The 18398-nt window shown below is 72.5% G+C and carries 13 protein-coding genes; 2 read left to right on the top strand and 11 right to left on the bottom strand.

All coding sequences use genetic code 11. The features are described 5' to 3' along the window. Positions 1-14 precede the first annotated feature (14 nt). Genes HDA41_RS17490 through HDA41_RS17505 form a run of 4 tightly spaced genes read right to left on the bottom strand, consistent with a single transcriptional unit; the run spans position 15 to position 5920 of the window. Positions 15-1856, bottom strand: coding sequence for an acetyl/propionyl/methylcrotonyl-CoA carboxylase subunit alpha (locus tag HDA41_RS17490; protein WP_184985011.1), 1842 nt, complete (start codon positions 1854-1856; stop codon positions 15-17). A gap of 10 nt (positions 1857-1866) precedes the next feature. Further along, entirely contained in the window at positions 1867-3465 is a 1599-nt protein-coding gene (locus HDA41_RS17495; protein ID WP_184985013.1) for an acyl-CoA carboxylase subunit beta, read from the bottom strand. Further along, complete coding sequence (locus tag HDA41_RS17500; RefSeq protein WP_184985014.1) at positions 3462-5129, bottom strand: acyclic terpene utilization AtuA family protein; 1668 nt, start codon at positions 5127-5129, stop codon at positions 3462-3464. Before HDA41_RS17500 ends, HDA41_RS17495 begins: the two co-directional genes overlap by 4 nt. Next, positions 5126-5920, bottom strand: a complete 795-nt coding sequence (locus HDA41_RS17505) for a TIGR03084 family metal-binding protein (RefSeq protein ID WP_184985016.1) — start codon at positions 5918-5920, stop codon at positions 5126-5128. The genes HDA41_RS17500 and HDA41_RS17505 overlap by 4 nt, the downstream gene beginning before the upstream one ends. Before the next feature lie 469 nt (positions 5921-6389). On the opposite strand from HDA41_RS17505, the gene HDA41_RS17510 reads away from it, so the two are divergent. Further along, positions 6390-7040 (top strand): formylglycine-generating enzyme family protein, encoded by a 651-nt coding sequence (locus tag HDA41_RS17510; RefSeq protein ID WP_184985018.1) that lies wholly within the window; start codon positions 6390-6392, stop codon positions 7038-7040. A gap of 71 nt (positions 7041-7111) precedes the next feature. Next, positions 7112-7855 (top strand): VOC family protein, encoded by a 744-nt coding sequence (locus HDA41_RS17515; protein ID WP_184985020.1) that lies wholly within the window; start codon positions 7112-7114, stop codon positions 7853-7855. 322 nt (positions 7856-8177) lie between these two features. On the opposite strand, the gene HDA41_RS17520 is transcribed toward HDA41_RS17515, so the two are convergent. From HDA41_RS17520 to HDA41_RS17550, 7 genes are all read right to left on the bottom strand, one after another. Continuing rightward, positions 8178-9137: an EamA family transporter gene (locus HDA41_RS17520; protein WP_184985022.1), complete on the bottom strand. Its 960-nt coding sequence runs from the start codon at positions 9135-9137 to the stop codon at positions 8178-8180. Between the two features lie 153 nt (positions 9138-9290). Next, complete coding sequence (locus HDA41_RS17525; protein ID WP_184985024.1) at positions 9291-10427, bottom strand: lipid II:glycine glycyltransferase FemX; 1137 nt, start codon at positions 10425-10427, stop codon at positions 9291-9293. Positions 10428-10972: 545 nt separating this feature from the next. Next, the gene (locus HDA41_RS17530; protein ID WP_230299602.1) at positions 10973-13930 is read right to left on the bottom strand and encodes an FAD-binding and (Fe-S)-binding domain-containing protein; all 2958 of its coding nucleotides are present in this window, start codon (positions 13928-13930) and stop codon (positions 10973-10975) included. A 23-nt stretch (positions 13931-13953) separates the two neighbouring features. Continuing rightward, the gene (locus tag HDA41_RS17535) at positions 13954-14796 is read right to left on the bottom strand and encodes a carbohydrate ABC transporter permease (protein WP_184985026.1); all 843 of its coding nucleotides are present in this window, start codon (positions 14794-14796) and stop codon (positions 13954-13956) included. A 7-nt stretch (positions 14797-14803) separates the two neighbouring features. Then, positions 14804-15796, bottom strand: coding sequence for a carbohydrate ABC transporter permease (locus tag HDA41_RS17540; RefSeq protein ID WP_184985028.1), 993 nt, complete (start codon positions 15794-15796; stop codon positions 14804-14806). Positions 15797-15901: 105 nt separating this feature from the next. Then, complete coding sequence (locus tag HDA41_RS17545) at positions 15902-17242, bottom strand: ABC transporter substrate-binding protein (protein WP_184985030.1); 1341 nt, start codon at positions 17240-17242, stop codon at positions 15902-15904. Positions 17243-17349: 107 nt separating this feature from the next. After that, positions 17350-18369: a LacI family DNA-binding transcriptional regulator gene (locus HDA41_RS17550; protein WP_184985032.1), complete on the bottom strand. Its 1020-nt coding sequence runs from the start codon at positions 18367-18369 to the stop codon at positions 17350-17352. Positions 18370-18398: the final 29 nt, after the last annotated feature.

Here is an 18398-nt window from a genome sequence, read left to right on the forward strand (position 1 = left end):
GTTCCCCGCGTCCCTTAGGTTTCCCGCACCACCGCCAGCAGTGAGCCCGGCTCGACCTGTTGTCCGGGTACGGCATGCAGGGCCGTCAGGGTGCCCGTCACGGGTGCTGTGATCTTGTGCTGCATCTTCATCGCCTCCAGCCAGAGCAAGGGGTCTCCGGCCTTCACGGCACTTCCTACGGTGAGGCCGTCGGCCACTCGGACGACCGTGCCCGGCATGGGGGCCAGGAGGGAGCCGGGGGCGTGCTGGGTCGTCGGGTCGGGGAAGCGGGGCAACGCCATCAGGGCGGTGTTGTTCACGTGGACCCGGTCGCCGTAGGCCGTCACCTCGAACTTGCGCTGTACGCCGTCCACTTCGAGGACCACGAGGTGCGCGTCGGCGTGCACCACCCGCACGCCGTCCGCCTCCAGGCCCGTGCGCGTGTGCCGGTAGCGGACCTCGTGGTCCTGCCCCGCCATCGCGTAGCGCTTGGTCTGCGGCTGTGAGGGGACGTTGCGCCAGCCGCCGAAGCGGGAGCGGCCCCGGGCGTCGGCGAGGGCGGCTGCCAGGGGGGCGTGCGGGTCGGGGGTCGGCTCGGTCAGATCCGGCAGGTGGCGGTCGTAGAAGCCGGTGTCCATGCGGGCCGCGGTGAACTCGGGGTGGCGCAGGGAGCGGACCAGGAGGTCGCGGTTGGTGACGGGGCCGTGGATCGCCGCCCGTTCCAGGGCGGAGGCGAGTGCGCGGATGGCCTCCGTGCGGGTGGGGGCGTGGGCTACGGCCTTGGCGAGCATGGGGTCGTAGTGGACGCCGATGTCGTCGCCGTCGGTGTAGCCGGTGTCGAGGCGGATGCCTTCGGGCATGGACAGGCGGTGCAGGCGGCCGGTCTGCGGGGACCAGTCGCTCGACGGGTCCTCGGCGTAGAGGCGGGCCTCCACGGCATGGCCACGCGCGCGTGGAGGCGTGCTTTCGAGGGGGTGGCCCTCGGCGACGCGGATCTGTTCGGCGACTAGGTCGAGGCCGAAGACGGCTTCCGTCACGGGGTGTTCGACCTGGAGGCGGGTGTTCATCTCCAGGAAGTGGGCCCTGCCGTCGGCGACGAGGAACTCGACCGTGCCGGCGCCCACGTAGTCGACGGCTCGGGCGGCCCGTACGGCGAGGGCGCTCACCTCCTCCTGGAGTTCCTCGGAGAGCCCGGGTGCGGGGGCCTCCTCGACGACCTTCTGGTGGCGGCGCTGGAGGGAGCAGTCGCGGGTGCCGAGCGGCCAGATGGTGCCGTGGGTGTCGGCGAGGATCTGCACCTCGACGTGGCGGCCGTTCTCCACGTACGGCTCGACGAAGACCTCGCCGTCGCCGAAGGCACTCGCCGCTTCGGCGCGTGCGGCGGCCAGTTCGGCGTCCAGGTCCGCCAGGTGCCGTACGACGCGCATGCCGCGGCCGCCGCCGCCCGCTGCCGCCTTCACCAGGACCGGGAGGTCGGCCTCGGTGACGTCCGTGAGGGGTTTCAGCCCCATGAGCCGCTTGGCCTGGGTCTTGGACGCCATCGCCTCGATGGCGTCCGGGGACGGGCCGACCCAGACCAGGCCCGCGTCCAGGACGGCCCGGGCGAAGCCGGCGTTCTCGGCGAGGAAGCCGTATCCGGGGTGCACGGCGTCGGCGCCGGACGCGACGGCGGCCTTCACGATCAGGTCGCCGCGCAGATAGGTGTCGGCGGGCGTCTCCCCCGGGAGTCGTACGCCCGTGTCGGCCACGCGCACGTGGAGGGCGTTCGCGTCTGCGTCGGAGTACACGGCGACCGTGCGGATGCCGAGCTCACGGCAGGTGCGGAAGACGCGGCAGGCTATCTCGCCACGGTTGGCGACCAGCAGGGTGGAAATCATCTCTGTTGCCTCACATCCGGAAGACGCCGAAGCCGCCGCGCGCGCCCTCGTAAGGGGCGGTGTGGATGGCGGAGAGGCACAGGCCGAGGACGGTGCGGGTGTCGCGCGGGTCGATGACTCCGTCGTCGTACAACCGCCCCGACAGGAACATCGGCAGCGACTCGGACTCGATCTGCTGCTCCACCATGGCGCGCAGGGCGGCATCCGCCTCCTCGTCGTACGGCTGTCCCTTCGCGGCGGCCGACTGGCGGGCGACGATCGACAGCACGCCCGCGAGCTGCTGCGGGCCCATGACAGCCGACTTGGCACTGGGCCAGGCGAAGAGGAAGCGGGGGTCGTAGGCCCTGCCGCACATGCCGTAGTGGCCGGCGCCGTAGGAGGCGCCCATGAGGACGGAGAGGTGCGGAACGCGGCTGTTGCTGACCGCGTTGATCATCATCGCGCCGTGTTTGATGATGCCGCCCTGCTCGTACTCCCTGCCGACCATGTAGCCGGTGGTGTTGTGCAGGAAGAGCAGCGGGATGTCGCGCTGGTTGGCGAGCTGGACGAACTGGGCGGCCTTCTGGGACTCCTCGCTGAAGAGGACCCCCTGGGCGTTCGCCAGGATGCCGACGGGATAGCCGTGCAGGGTGGCCCAGCCGGTGGTCAGGCTCGTGCCGTACAGCGGTTTGAACTCGTCGAAGTCGGAGGCGTCGACGATGCGGGCGATGACCTCGCGCGGGTCGAAGGGGGTCCTGAGATCGCCGGGCACGAGCCCCAGGAGCTCCTCCTCGTCATACTTCGGGGGGACGGCCGGGCCCGGATCGCCGTACGCCTTGCGGTGGTTGAGGCGGGCGACCACGCGGCGGGCCTGCCGGAGCGCGTCGTGCTCGTCGACGGCGAAGTGGTCGGCGAGGCCCGACACGCGCGCGTGCATCTCGGCGCCGCCCAGGGACTCGTCGTCGCTCTCCTCCCCCGTGGCCATCTTCACCAGCGGCGGCCCGCCGAGGAACACCTTGGCCCGCTCCTTGACCATGATCACGTGGTCGGACATGCCGGGGACGTAGGCGCCTCCGGCGGTGGAGTTGCCGAAGACGACCGCGAGGGTCGGGATCCCGGCGGCGGAGAGCCGGGTCAGGTCCCGGAAGATGGCGCCCCCGGGGATGAAGATCTCCTTCTGCGACGGCAGGTCGGCGCCCCCGGACTCCACCAGGCTGACGCAGGGCAGCCGGTTGGCGAGGGCGATGTCGTTCGCGCGCAGGGCCTTCTTCAGCGACCAGGGGTTGCTCGCTCCCCCGCGCACGGTCGGGTCGTTGGCGGTGATCAGGCACTCCACTCCCTCGACGACACCGATGCCGGTGACGAGGGAGGCGCCGACGGTGTGATCGCTGCCCCAGGCGGCCAGCGGGGACAGCTCCAGGAAGGGCGTGTCGGGGTCGAGGAGCAGCTCGACGCGTTCGCGGGCGAGGAGTTTGCCGCGCCGCCGGTGCCGCTCGACGTACTTCTCGCCGCCGCCCGCGAGGGCCTTGGCGTGCTCGGTGTCGAGTTCGGCGAGCCTGGCGAGCATGGTCTCGCGGTTGGCCCGGTAGTCGGGGCTGCTCGGGTCGAGCGCGGAGGTCAGGACGGTCACAGCAGGGCCTCCGGTATGTCCAGGTGGCGGGAGCGCAGCCATTCGCCGAGGGCCTTGGCCTGCGGGTCGAAGCGGTGCCGGGCGGCGACGCCCGCGCCGAGGATGCCCTCGACGACGAAGTTGAGGGCGCGGAGGTTGGGCAGGACGTGCCGGGTGACGGGCAGTTCACGGCTCTCGGGTATCAACTGCTGGAACCGGTCGGCCGTCAGCTCGTGCGTGAGCCACCGCCAGGCGTCGTCCGTGCGGGCCCACACACCGACGTTGGCGTTGCCGCCCTTGTCTCCGCTGCGGGCGCCCGCGACGAGACCGAGGGGGGCGTGCCGGGTGGGCCCGGACGGCAGCGACTCCGGCAGGCGCGGTTCCGGCACCGGGTCGAGTACGGCGGTGTCGTGGGCCGGCGGCACGGGGACCCGGCGCCCGTCATGGAGGACGGCCACGTGGTCGACGGCCCCATGGGGGACGTACACATCCTCGAAAACCCCATAGGGCGAGCCCTTTCCAGGTGGCGCCAGCACATGGAAGCCGGGGTAACTGGCGAGCGCCAGCTCCACGGCCGCCCCGCTCAGGGCCCGCCCGACGACCTCCTGGTCGGGGTCCCGTACGACGAGCCGCAGCAGCGCGCTCGCCGTCTCCTCGCTCGGGGCGTCGGGCCGGTCGGTGCGCACCAGCTCCCAGCGCACGTCGGCGGCCTTGCCGAGGGCGGGTTCCATCTGCTCCCGCACCAGGGCGGCCTTGGCCTCGATGTCGAGGCCGGTGAGCACGAAGACGACCTCGCCTCGGAAGCCGCCGAGCCTGTTGAGCCCGACCTTGAGGGTGGGCGGCGGCGCCTGACCGCGCACGCCCTCGATCCGCACCCGGTCGGGCCCGTCCTGGCCGAGCCGCACGGTGTCCAGCCGGGCGGTGACGTCCGGCCCCGCGTACCGGGCGCCGGCCGTCTCGTACAGCAACTGGGCGGTGACCGTGCCGATGTCGACGAAGCCACCGGTGCCGGGGTGCTTGGTGATGACGCAGCCGCCGTCCTCGTGGAGCTCGGCGAGCGGGAAGCCGGGCCGACGGACGTCACCGTCCCGGAAGAAGGCGTAGTTGCCGCCGGTGGCCTGCGCCCCGCACTCCAGCACGTGCCCGGCGACGACGGCGCCCGCGAGCCGGTCGTGGTCCGTTTCCTTCCACCCGAAGTGGGCGGCGGCCGGGCCGGTCACGAGTGCCGCGTCCGTCACCCGCCCGGTGACGACGACGTCGGCGCCCGCCCGCAGACAGGCCGCGATCCCGAAGCCGCCGAGGTAGGCGTGGGCGGCGAGGCTGCCGGGGAAGGCGGAGGTGAGGTCGTCGCCCTCCACATGTGCGACGCGTACGGGGATGCCGAGCCGGTCGGCCAACGCCCGTACGGCGTCGGCGAGTCCGGCCGGGTTGAGCCCGCCCGCGTTGGTGACGATCTTCACGCCCCGCTCGTGGGCGAGCCCCAGGCAGTCCTCCAACTGCCGCAGAAAGGTACGGGCGTATCCGGCGCCCGGGTCCTTCAGCCGGTCCCGGCCGAGGATGAGCATCGTCAGCTCGGCGAGGTAGTCGCCGGTGAGGACGTCCAGGTCACCGCCGGTGAGCATCTCGCGCATGGCGTCGAAGCGGTCTCCGTAGAAGCCGGAGGCGTTGCCGATCCGCAGGGTCACTGTGCGGCCCCGTTCGGGGGGCGGCCGGTGCCGGGCGGGCCCGCGAAGGCCTGGGCGATGTCCAGCCAGCGGTCGGCGTCGGGGCCGTCGGCGCGCAGGGCGAGGTCGGCGCGGTGGGCGCGCTGGGTGACCAGGAGGCAGAAGTCGAGGGCGGGCCCGGTGACGCGTTGCGGGGCGTCCCCCGGGCCGTACGTCCACAAGTCGCCGGAGGGGGCTCGGAGTTCGACGCGGAAGGGAACGGCCGGCGGAGTCAGTCCGTGCACGCCGTAGGCGAAGTCCCGGGTCCGCACCCCGAGCCAGGCCACATGCCGCAGCCGGTCGGTGGGTGCGCGCACCACACCCAGGGCGTCGGCCGCATCCTGCCCATGGGCCCAGGTCTCCATAAGGCGGGCCGTTGCCATGGAGGCGGCCGACATGGGTGGGCCGTACCAGGGGAAGCGCGCCCTGGGCGGGGCGGCCCGCAGTGCCTTCTCCAGCGCCGTACGGCCGCTGCGCCACCGCGCGAGCAGTTCGGCGGGCGGGAGTCCGGCGTCCTCCTCGGCGCCCTCGTCGACGAAGGATCCAGGTGCGGCGAGGGCCTTCTCGACCAGGGCGTGGAAGCCGTCGGGGTCCGTGACGGCGAGCAGGGCCGAGCGGTCCGTCCAGGCGAGGTGGGCGATCTGGTGGGCGACGGTCCAGCCGGGCGCGGGGGTGGCGAGCGCCCAGCGCGGCGTGCCCGCCCCGGCGACGAGGCGGTCGAGTTCCTCGCTCTCCTCGTGCAGGTCGTCGATCACGGACGTCGGATCGGACACGGGCGCTCCCCTCGGGGCACGGCGGTGTGCGGGGGTGGTGCGGGGTGGTGCGGCGTGCTGAGGAGCATGGCAGCGCGACCAGAAACAATCAAGCGTGCTTGCATGAATTTGTGACCCGCACGGCGGGCAGCCGTACCCGCCGCCTGCGTCCGGGCCGGACCTCGTCGAGGATCCGTTCATCGCGCGCCCGCAGGAGATCCGTACGCTCGCGGGACGCGGTGCGGTGGTGTGGGTGTCGGTGGCCTACAAGATCGCCCACTCCGTCGGGGACGTCGCGCGCGACCGGGTCAGCCAGTCATGGATCAGCGCGCTCGTGCGGTGCGTGACGCTCCCGGTGGTCGTGGGCGTCCTGACGGCCCTGACGGCTCCGTCGGCCCGCGGGCGCGTTACGGGCTTACGGTGCGGGGGGTCTTGGTGCGCTAAGCCCGTTCGGACGGGCATGGGGGTCGGTGTGAGGGTGGGGAACGAGATGATGGCTGTCCCGGCAGGGCGGGTGACGCTGTCCGACCGGCGGACGCAACGGAGTTGGACGGTTGAGGTCGCGTCGTTCCGGATGTCGGCGGTCCCGGTCACTCAGGCGTGGTACGCCCAGGTCACCGGTGAGTGGCCGAGTGCCGTTCGCGGTGAGCGGCTGCCCGTCGAGGGTGTGTCGTGGTGGGACGCGGTGCGGTTCTGCAACGCGCTGTCCCGGGCGGAAGGACTGACGCCCGTGTACCGCCTGGGCGATGACTCCGAGTCGGTCGACTGGGACGTCTCCAAAGACGGGTACCGGCTGCCGAGCGAGGCGGAGTGGGAGCACGCCTGCCGGGCCGGTGGCAGTGGGCCGCGGTACGGGCGGCTCGACGAGATCGCCTGGTATCGCGGCAACTCGGAGGAGCGGATCCGTCCCGTGGGCGGCAAGCAGCCCAACGCGTGGGGTCTCCACGACATGCTGGGCAACGCCTGGGAGTGGTGCTGGGACGTCTATGACGCCGAGGTCTACGGCACCTACCGGGTGCTGCGGGGCGGTGGCTGGGCCGACGAGCACTGGAGTTGCCGTGCTTCGGTACGGCGCCGCAGTCATCCCACGTTCCGGATCGACGACGTGGGTTTTCGCGTGGCGCGCGCGTACCAGCCGTAGAAAGAGCTGCTTGATCTCTGTTTGGCGACGGCGCGGATGTCGTCACGGAGCGGATGCATAGGATCACCGGCATGGCATTGCGACCTGTTCAGGTGAACATAAAGGCTCTTGACGACTCGGCGGTCGGCCGGTTCTGGGCGGAGGCGCTCGGCTGGGGTGTTTCCAGCGAGGGACCCGGCGTGACCAACGTCGAACCCGGCGGCGGCTTCGTCTGGCCGGACCCGGTCGCCGTCTGCATCGACGTCGTTGCCGTCCCGGAACCCAAGTCGGCGACGAAGAACCGTGTGCACCTCGATCTCGCCACCACCTCCGCGGCCCATCAGGAGGAGTTGGTCGCGCGCCTGAGGTCTCTCGGTGCGACGCCCGCCGACGTGGGGCAGGGCAACGTGCCGTGGACGGTTCTCGCCGACCCGGAGGGCAACGAGTTCTGCGTGCTGGAGCCCCGGGAGATCTACCGGGACACCGGGCCGATCGCCGCGGTGGTCGTCGACTGCGAGGAGCCGCGGGCCATGGCCCGGTTCTGGGGCGAGGCGATGGACTGGACCCTTCATGAGGTGACCGACGATCACGCGGTGCTGCGCTCCGCCCAGGGGGTCGGGCCGTATCTCGAGTTCCTCCGCATCCCCGGCGGGAAGGCCGTGCCGGACCGCGTGCACATTGACCTGCTGCCGCACCCCGGTGACGACCAGGAGGCGGAGGTGGCCCGGCTGCGGGCCCTCGGCGCCACCGACCTCGACCTCGGCCAGGGCGACGTCCCGTGGAGGTGCCTGGCCGACCCGGAGGGCCACGAGTTCTGCGTCCTCGCCCCGTCCTGACGCGGAGCCTTGCCGGGCAAGCGCCTTGTACGGAAGGTCGCGGTGCCGGGCGCGTGCGCCTACCAGTGATCAGGCCCTCGCGCACCGTGGGAAGGCGTGTCGCCTGACGGCCCGGGACTCCGTCTCAGGAGCCCCCGAGGGCCTGTCGTTTGGATCAGGTCGCAGGGAATCGACGGCACCTCTCCGGCGCCGGTGAGCGGGGCCTGGTGCGTGCAGCTGCACGGCGGAGGAGGGCGTCGATGCGGAGCATCGGCAACCGACGACAACGCCGCAGATGCGCGTGCCAGGCCCCGCGTCTGCGATCTGATCCAAACGACAGACCCTAGCCCTCCAGGACCGCCGTCTTCCGGCGGCCGCGGCCGACCTGGGTCCGTACCGCCCCCATGCTCGCCGCGATGACGAGGGCGATCGCGGCGGCCTCCACGGTGGTGAGGGCCTGGTCGAGGAGGAGGAAGCCGGCCGTCGCGGCGATGGCCGGTTCCAGGCTCATGAGGATCGCGAAGCTGGAGGCGGGCAGGCGGCGCAGGGCGAGGAGTTCGAGGGTGTAGGGCAGGACCGAGGAGAGCAGGGCCACCGCCGCGCCCAGACCCAGCGTCACCGGGTCGACCAGTTTCGCCCCCGACTCCGCCATGCCCAGGGGCAGGAACAGCACGGCCCCCACCGCCATCGCCAGGGCCAGGCCGTCCGCCTGCGGGAAGCGGCGGCCCGTACGGGCGCTGAAGATGATGTAGGCCGCCCACATCGCGCCGGCACCCAGGGCGAAGGCCGCTCCTGTGGGGTCGAGGCTGCTGAAGCCTCCGCCGCCGAGCAGGAAGACACCGGCCAGGGCGAGCGCCGCCCACACCACGTTGATCGCGCGGCGGGACGCCAGCACCGAGAGGGCGAGCGGGCCGAGGACCTCCAGGGTGACCGCGAGACCCAGTGGGATACGGGCGACGGCCTGGTAGAAGAGGCCGTTCATCGCGGCCATGGTGATGCCGAAGACGACGACCGTGCCCCAGTCCGTGCGTGAGTGGCCGCGCAGCCGCGGGCGGCAGACCAGCAACAGGACGACCGCCGCCACGAGCAGCCGCAGCGCCACCACCCCGAGGGCGCCCGCCCTCGGCATCAGCATCACGGCCAGCGCGCCGCCGAACTGCACGGAGATCCCGCCGGCGAGTACCAGGCCCACCGGCCCGAGGGAGCCCGGCCGGCCCGGTCCGGCGGCCGGTGCGGCGGCCGGTGCGGCGGCAGCGGCGGTTGTCGCGGGCTGGGGCGTGGTGACGCTGTCGGGGGTGGTCACGGGCGGTCCTGTGCTCGGCTCGGCTGCGTACTCGGGCTGCGTACGTACACCGTCCTACCCACTTGCGTGCATCACGATGTACTGTCGAGTCCACAGTAATGGACTCCGTCAGGCGCGTAAACCGCCTATGCCACTGTCTCGGAATGCGGGCGCTCAGCGGCGCGCCAGGTACAGGTTCAGCGCCTTGTACAGCAGCCGGTTGAGCGGGTAGTCCCACTCGCCGAGGTACTCGACGGCCTCGCCGCCGGTGCCCACCTTGAAGCGGAGCAGGCCCAGCAGGTCGCTGGACTCCTCCAGGGTGTCGGTGATGCCGCGCAGGTCGTAGACGGCGGCGCCGAGTTCGTGGGCGTCGCACATCATGCGCCACTGCACGGCGCTGCTCGGCTGGACCTCGCGCCGACGGCTGGTGGAGGCGCCGTAGGAGTACCAGACGTGGTCGCCGACGGTCAGCATCGTGGCGGCGGCGAGCACCTCGCCGTCGTGGTACGCGAGGTAGAGCCGCATCCGGTCCGGGTGCTCGGCGGTGAGCGCGCTCCACATGCGCTGGAAGTACGGCAGCGGGCGCGGGAGGAAACCGTCCCGCCCGGCCGTCTCGGTGTACAGCTCGTGGAAGGCCGGCAGGTCCTCCAGGTCACCGCGCACGACCTTCACTCCGGCCTTCTCCGCCTTCTTGATGTTGCGCCGCCACTGCTGGTTCAGGCCGTTGTGGATGTCCTCCAGCGACCGTCCGGCGAACGGCACCTGGAAGACGTACCGGGGCTGCCCCGCGGCGAAACCGTCCTCGCCGCCGGGTGCGGTCTGCCGCCAGCCCATACGGCGCAGGCTGTCCGCGACCCGGCCTGCGCGGGGTTCGTACGACGTCGCCCGGACGTCGCGCAGCCGCCGGGCGGCCGGGTCCGCGATGGCCGCCTTGACCGTCTCGGCGCTCCAGCGGCGCACCACGACCGGCGGGCCCATTCGCACCGCGAAGGCGCCCCGTCGCCCGAGGTGGGCGACCATCGGCTCCAGCAGGCGTTCGAGGCCGGGCTCGTGCCAGTCGAGGAGCGGGCCCTCGGGCAGATACGCGAGGTACCGCGGCAGTCCGGGCAACTTCGGCCCGGGCAGTGGGCGCAGCAGCACCAGCCCCGCGCCGACGAGCTGTCCGCCCTGGTCGAACCAGCCGAGGCTCTCGGCCTGCCAGTCGGGCTTCACCTCGCCCCAGGACGGGACCTGGGTGTGGCTGGCGGAGGGGCGGGCCGTGACGAACGCGAGGTGCTCGTCGCGGGTGATCGGCTGGACGCGGACGCGCATGAGCGGGCTCCTTCGAGCAGCGGCCCTCGGCGGGCGGTGTCTGGTCCCGCGAGCCTAGGAGCGGCTCCGTCCCTCCCCCGGTTCAGACACTCGGGTCCGCCCGTCCCGTGGCCCGAACGCCTCAGCGTCTGTCGGATGGGGCGGGTGGACAGCGGGAGTAGCACGCGTACGAGGCCGGCGGGCCCGGGGCCGGGGCCGGGGCGGCGGGAGCCACTCGGGTCCGCCCGTCCCGCAGCCCCGAACGCCTCAGCGTCCGGCCGGCAGGGGTCGCGCGCACGGGCAGGCGGCACGCGTACGAGGCCGGCAGGCCCCGGGGCCGGGGCCGGGGCGGCGGGAGCCACTCGGGTCCGCCCGTCCCGCAGCCCCGAACGCCTCAGCGTCCGGCCGGCAGGGGTCGCGCGCACGGGCAGGCGGCACGCGTACGAGGCCGGCAGGAACGGTGGTCTGCGGGCGGGCTCCTCCCTGAGGCGGCCGTGCTCACCCGCGCGGCGCCCCGGGCCGGTCATGCCGCCCTGCTCATCCCGGGGCCGGTCATGCCGCCGGGCTCATCGCCCGGCCGGTGGCACCCCCGGGCCGGTCATGCCGCCCGGCTCATCGCCCGGCCCCGGCTCGCCCCCCGCTCCCTCCAGCGCCTCCGCGAGGACCTCCGCCAGATGCCGCCCCCGCACCCCCGCCAGCTGCTCCAGCTGTGTGCGGCAGGAGAAGCCGTCCGCAAGGACCACCGTGCCGTCCGGGGCGTCCCGTACCGACGGCAGGAGCTGTTCCTCCGCGCAGGCCACGGACACCTCGTAGTGTCCCCGCTCGAAGCCGAAGTTCCCCGCGAGACCGCAGCAGCCGCCGCTCAGATCGCCGGAGAGCGAGGCGGCTTCGCGCAACCGGCGGTCGGCGGCGTCGCCCAGCACCGCGTGCTGGTGGCAGTGGGTCTGCCCGGCCACCGGGCGGTCCACGCGCGGCGGCGTCCAGCCGGGGGCGTGGCGCTCCAGCGTCTCCGCGAAGGTGAGGACCTTCGCGGCGAGACGGGCCGCGCGCGGATCGTCGTGCAGCAGCTCGGGGACGTCCGTGCGCAGGGCGGCGGCGCAGCTCGGCTCCAGGACCACGACCGGGGCGTCGGTCTCCAGCACCGGCTCCATCAGGTCGAGCGTGCGCCGCATGACCGCCCGGGCGCGGTCCAGCTGCCCCGTCGACACGTACGTCAGCCCGCAGCAGACCCGGCCCCGGCCCCGCAGCAGGGACAACGGGTCGAGGGCGACCGTCCTGCCGTCGCCCACCGGCGGTTTCGCCAGGTGCACGGTCGGCGGCAGCGCCACCCGCAGCCCGGCCGCCTCCAGGACGCGGACGGCGGCCTGTCCGACGGCCGGTGAGAGGTGCTCGGTGAAGGTGTCGGGCCACACCACGACGAGATCCCCACGCCCGGCGGCAGCCACCTCGCCCCGCCGCCGCTCCCACCATCGGCTGAACGTCCGCGTCGCCACCCGGGGGATCTCCCGCTCGGGGGCGATCCCGCCCAGCCGTTTCGCGGCCCGGGCGAAGGGGCGCATCCGGGCGAGGGTGTTGACCAGCGGAGCCGTGTGCGTTCGGGCCACGGCCCGGAGCCACTCCGGCAGGCGGCCCATCGCGTAGTGCGCGGCCGGGCGGCGCCGGCCCTCGTAGTGGTGGTGGAGGAACTCCGCCTTGTACGTGGCCATGTCGACCTCCACCGGGCAGTCCGACCGGCAGCCCTTGCAGGACAGGCACAGGTCCAGCGCGTCCCGCACCTCCGTGGAGCGCCAGCCGCCGGTCACCACCTCACCCGCGAGCATCTCGTGCAGCAGCCGGGCACGCCCGCGCGTGGAGTGCTCCTCCGCGCCGGTCGCCCGGAAGGACGGGCACATGACGGAGGAGCCGGACACCGACGTCGTACGGCACTTGGCGACGCCCACGCAGCGCCGGACCGCCGCCGAGAAGTCACCGCCGTCCAAGGGGTAGCCGAAGGCGACGTCGACGGGCTCGCGGGGGAGGACGGAGAAGCGCAGGCCGGCGTCCAGGGGCGCGGGGCGGACCAGCATGCCGGGGTTGAGGAGGTCGTCGGGGTCCCACGCCCCTTTCACCCGCTCGAACAGGCCCACCATCTCCCGGCCGTACATCTTCGGCAGCAGCTCCGCCCGCGCCTGCCCGTCCCCGTGCTCCCCGGACAGCGACCCGCCGTGCGCCACCACCAGTTCCGCGAGCTCCTCCGAGAAGCGCCGGAAACGGGCGATGCCGGGCTCCGTCAGCAGGTCGAAGTCGATACGGACGTGGATGCAGCCGTCCCCGAAGTGCCCGTACGGCGTGCCGCGCAGCCCGTGCGCGCCGAGCAGCGCGCGGAAGTCCCGCAGATACGCCCCGAGCCGGGCGGGCGGCACCGCGCAGTCCTCCCACCCCGGCCAGGCCTCCCTCCCGTCCGGCATCCGCGTCGCCGTACCGCTCGCGTCCTCCCGGATCCGCCACAGCGCGCGCTGCCCCGCCGGGTCGGTGACCACCAGGGCGTCCACGACATCGGCCGCCCGCACGATCGCCTCCGCACGCGCGCGTGCCTCCGCGGCCGACTCCCCGCCGGTCTCCACGAACAGCCAGGCCCCGCCCCGCGGCAGCGCGGCCGCGGACGGCACCAGGTCCGCGGCCATGCCCTCGACCGTCAGCGGGCGCAGCGGCAGCAGCCCGGCAGCGGCCTGCGCCGCCGCGCTCTCGTCGGCGTACGCCAGCACGGCCAGGGCACGCGCGCGGGGCGCCTCGACCAGGCGTACGACCGCCTCCGTCAGCACGCCCAGCGTGCCCTCCGAACCGCAGAAGGAGCGGGCCACGTCGGCGCCGCGCTCGGGCAGCAGCGCGTCCAGCGCGTATCCGGAGATGCGGCGGGGCAGCTCGGGGAAGCCCGTGCGCAACCGGGCCAGTTCGCCGTCCACCAGCTCCCGCAGGCCGTCCGGCGCTCCGGCCCAGTCCGGCCCGAGCCGCAGCCGCCGCCCCCGCGCGGTGACCACGTCCAGCTCGCGCACGCTGTCCGCGGTCGTCCCCCAGGCCACCGAGTGCGAGCCGCAGGAGTTGTTGCCGATCATGCCGCCGAGCGTGCACCGGCTGTGCGTGGACGGGTCCGGCCCGAACCGCAGGCCGTGCGGGGCGGCCGCCTCCTGGAGCCGGTCGAGCACCAGCCCCGGCTGCACGACGGCCGTACGCGCCTCCGGGTCCAGCGACACGAGCCGGTTCATGTACCGGGTGAAGTCCAGCACCACGCCCGTACCGGTCGCCTGCCCCGCGATCGACGTACCGCCGCCTCTCGCCACGACCGGCACCCCCCGCTGCCGGCACACCTCCAGGACGGCCGCCACGTCGTCGGCGTCACGGGGAGCGACCACACCCAGCGGCACCCGCCGGTAGTTGGAGGCGTCCATGGTGACCAGCGCCCGGGAGGTGACGTCGAAACCCACGTCACCCCGGACGACCCGGCTCAGCTCCGCCTCAAGGACAACCAGCTCCCCGACATCCGTCATGCGTCCAGCATGCCCCCGGCGGCTCAGCCCTTGACGGCGGAGCTGGCCACGCCCTCGACGAACCAGCGCTGGAAGAACGCGAAGACGATCAGCACGGGCAGCACCAGCAGCACACCGAAGGCGAGGATCTGGCCCCAGTCAGGGGGCTGCTGCCCCTGGAAGACGCTCATCTCCAGGGGGAGGGGACGCACCGACGGGTCGGACACCATCAGCACCGGCCACAGGAAGGAGCCCCACTGGATGAGGAAGGTGAGGATCGCGACCGAGGCGAAGACCGGCCTGGACATCGGCACGATGATCGCGAAGAAGGTCCGCCAGGGACCCGCGCCGTCCAGCCGGGCCGCCTCCTCGATGCTCGGCGGGATCTTCCGGAAGAACGTGTGGAACTGGTAGACGGCGAAGGCGTTGGCGACGAACGGCAGCGCCTGGATGAACAGGGTGTTGCGCTGGCCGTTGAACATGTAGAACAGCGGCACCGCCACCGACTCGAACGGGATCAGCATCAGCAGCAGGACCAGGGTGAACACCGCGTTCTGGCCGCGCCACTTCAGCCGCGTCAGCCCGTACGCCGCCATCGAGTTGACGATCAGTCCGCCCGTCACCACCACGAACGACAGCAGCACCGACACGCCCATGAACTGCCAGAAGTAGCCGGTGCTGTCGGAGCTGAGGCTGTCGAGGACGGCGGTGTAGTTGTCGAAGGAGAGGTGGGTGGGCAGGAAGCCGGACAGGCCGTTCATGACCTCGTCGGACGGCTTGAGGCTGCCGAGGAAGAGGTAGAGCGCGGGGAGGGCGAAGACGAACGCCAGGACGCTCAGGACGGTGTAGTCGAGGACGCGGCGTACGGGAGTACGGGTCATGGCCATGGTGGGGTCAGTCCTCGTTGTCGGGCCGGACGACGCGGCGCTGGACGATCGTCAGGGCGACGACGATCAGGAAGAACACCACCGTGACGGCCGAGGCCTGGCCGATGTTGTTCTGGTCGAAGGCCGTGGTGACGGCCTGGTACATCACCGTCCGGGTGGCGTCCTCGTCCAGGCCACCGCCGCGGATGAGGATGTACACCTGGTCGAAGACCCGGAAGGACAGCACCGAGGTCAGCATCGCGACGAACACGAGGGTGCCGCGGATGCCGGGCAGGGTGACGTGCCGGAACTGCTGCCAGCGCGAGGCCCGGTCCAGCTGGGAGGCCTCGTAGAGCTCGCCCGGAATCTGCTGGAGACCGGCCAGCAGGATGACCATCTGGAAGCCGACGCCCTGCCACACCGACAGCACGATGATCGAGCCCATCGCGGTGAGGCCGTCACCGAGCCAGTCGAAGGCACCCCAGTTGCCGAAACTCACCGCGTCCAGCAGGGAGTTGAGCATGCCCTGCTCGCTGCGGGCGAGGATCAGCCGCCAGATCACGGCGACCAGCGCCATCGGGAAGACCACCGGCATGAAGAAGAAGGACCGGAACAGGCCGATGGCCTTCAGCTTGCGGTTGAGCAGGATCGCCAGCGCCAGCGCCAGACCCGTCTGGAGCGGTACGACGACCGCGGCGAAGGTCAGGTTGTTCAGCAGCGCCCGCAGGAACGGGCCGGACAGGTCGGGGTCGGTGAACAGCCGCCGGTAGTGCTCCACGCCGAAGAAGGTGGGCTCCAGCGGCGAGCCGAGGCGGACGTTGTAGAAGGAGAGCACCACGGCGTAGCCGAACGGAATGCCGACGAAGGCGATCAGCCCGCCGACGGCCGGGGCGGACATCAGCAGCCCGTGCAGCCAGTCGCGGTTGCCGCGCGACGGACGCGAGGGCTTCGCGGAGGGCGTGGCCGAGGCGGCCTGCGCCCGGCCAGGGGCCGCGGGGTGCGCGGGTTCCACGGTTTTCACGGGAGGGTCCTCTTCCCGGCGGGGCGGGCCCGGTCGGTACGTGGCTGCGTCGTTTTTGCGTCGCCATGTCGCCGGCGGCCCGCCCGGGCCGATGCGTCCTGCGGGTTACGGGATCTCGTAGCCGGCGTTGTCGGTGAAGTCCCGGTCGATGGCGCGGGCGGCCTTCTGCAGGGCTTCCTTGGGGTCGGCACCGCCGTAGATCGAGTTGAGGGCCGTGTTGAACTTGGCGGTGACCGTGGGGTATCCGGCGGTCACCGGGCGGGTGACGGCGACGCAGGAGGTGCTGATGTCACTGTCGCCGCACGGCTTGGCCAGCTGGTCGGCGAAGAGCTGGAGCGGGCCGCCCTTCTTGTACAGCTCGCTCTTGGCGAGTGCGGACTCGGTGGCGGGCACCGCGCCGTTGGCCTTCGTCATCGCGCCGATGTTGCTGTCGTTCAGCAGGTAGTCCAGGAAGGCGCCCGCGGCCTTGCCGTTCTTGCTGTCGGCGCCGATGCCCCAGACCCACGAGCCCTGACCCGTCTTGGGACCCTTGCCGAAGTCCGGCAGCGGCACGACGACGAGGTCGTCACCGAGCGCCTCGCTGTACGCGGGGTAGTTCCAGTGGCCGACCCAGCTCAGCGCCACCTTGCCCTTGGCGAAGGCGTTGCCGTCGGTGTTGGGGTCGACGTACGTCTTCCAGGACTGGAAGGTCTTCATCGCGGAGACCACGTCCGGGCTGTCGAGGGCGCCCTGCGCCTTGCCGTCCTTCAGCAGGCCGCCGCCGGCCGACCAGATGATCGGGGAGAAGCCGAAGGTGCCCCACTCGGTGGCCAGGCCGTACTGCTCCGATATGTCGAGGACCTTGCCGTCGGAGTCCTTGCCCTTGAGCGCCTTGAGCGCCTTGCCGAACTCCTCGGCCGTCCAGGCGTCGTCCACGCTCGTCGGGTACTTCACACCGGCCGCGTCCAGCAGCTTCTTGTTGGCGTACATGCCGAGCCCGGCGTCGAACATGCCCAGGCCGTAGTGCTTGCCGTCGATCTCGCCCTGTGCCTTGATCGCGTCGGTGACGTTGCCGAGGGTCTTGGCGGAGACGTGGCCGTCGACCGGGGCGAGCTTGCTGTTGTAGACGAAGTTCGCCATCGTCGGGCCGTCGAACTCCAGCACGTCCGGCAGTTCCGAGGCGTCGGTGGCGGTGATGGTCTTGGTGTAGTCGTTCTCGGGGATCAGCTTCAGCTCGGCCTTGACGTCGCTCTGCGAGGAGTTGAAGGACTTCACCGCGTTCTGCAGCGCGGCCGCCTCGCTCGCCTGGCCCTGGTGGGCCCAGACGCTGATGGTGCCCTTGCCGCTGCCCTCTTCGGCGGAGGTGTCGCTGCCGCCGCCCCCGCCACAGGCGGCCAGCGCGGCCAGGGGCAGCAGGGCGAGGGCTGTCAGGCCCGTACGACGGTGTTTTCTGTGACCGGTGATCATGGTGGTGCCTCCGTGCGGGGTGTGCGGGTGGGTGCGCGGACGGTGGGGAAGGGGCCGGGGGCTGGAACGGCGCCCCCGGCGGCGGGCGGGGCAGGGGCCGGGGGGAGCTACCGCTGCCTGTCGGTGTTCGGCGGAGCGGTGGTCTCGCGGAGGACGAAACGGATGGGCATCTCGACGGGGTGCGGCGGCCCGGCTTCCGGATCATCCAGCCGCGCCAGCAGCAGCCGGGCCGCCTCCCGGCCCTGGGCCGCGACCGGCTGGGCCACGGTGGTCAGCCCGACCACCTCGGACAGCTCGTGATCGTCGAAGCCGACGACGGACACGTCCTCCGGAACCCTCAGCCGGTGCCGGCGCAGGGCGCGCAGCGCGCCCATCGCCATCTCGTCGGACTGGGCGAACACGGCGGTCGGCGGGTGGCGCAGCGCCATCAGCTCGGTCATGGCCCGCTCGCCGCCCTCGACCGTGTAACCGCCGTCCGCCTCCAGCGCGGGGTCGGGCTCGATCCCGGCGTCGGCCAGCACGTCGAGGTAGCCCTGCCGGCGGTCGAGGGGCGTGGTCCAGTGCAGCGGCTCGCTGGCGCCGGAGATCATGCCGATCCGCCGGTGGCCGAGGTTCACCAGATGCCGTACGGCGCTCTGAGCCCCGCCCCGGTCGTCGATGCCGACCGCCGTGAAGCCGGGCCGGGCGCCGCCGACCGTGGTCGCCAGCGGCACGCCGAGGGACCGCAGGGCGGCGGCCTCCTCCAGGTCCGGGATCAGCAGGGACAGCACGGCGTCGACCCGTTTGCGGATCGGCAGCTTGGTGAAGAAGCGCTTGCGGGCCTCCGGTGAGCCGAGGTTGTACAGCAGGACGTCGTAACCGGCGGCGCTGAAGACCCTCTCGGCGGAGTCCAGCACGGTGCCGAAGAACCAGCGGCCGACGTACGGGACGACGACGCCGATGGTGTAGGTGCGCCCGCTGGCCAGACTGGATGCCGAGCGCGAGGCGGTGTAGCCCAGCTCGGCGGCGGCCTCGACGATCCGGGCCCGCATCTCCTCCGACACTCCGGGACGGCCGCGCAGGGCGCGGGACACGGTGGACGCCGAGACCCCGGTGGCCTCGGCGACATCGGTGATGCTGACCGTCACGGGACGCTCCTTGATCGGATGCACGCCGC

The organism is Streptomyces caelestis, from assembly GCF_014205255.1.
GTDB classification, from domain to species: Bacteria; Actinomycetota; Actinomycetes; order Streptomycetales; family Streptomycetaceae; genus Streptomyces; species Streptomyces caelestis.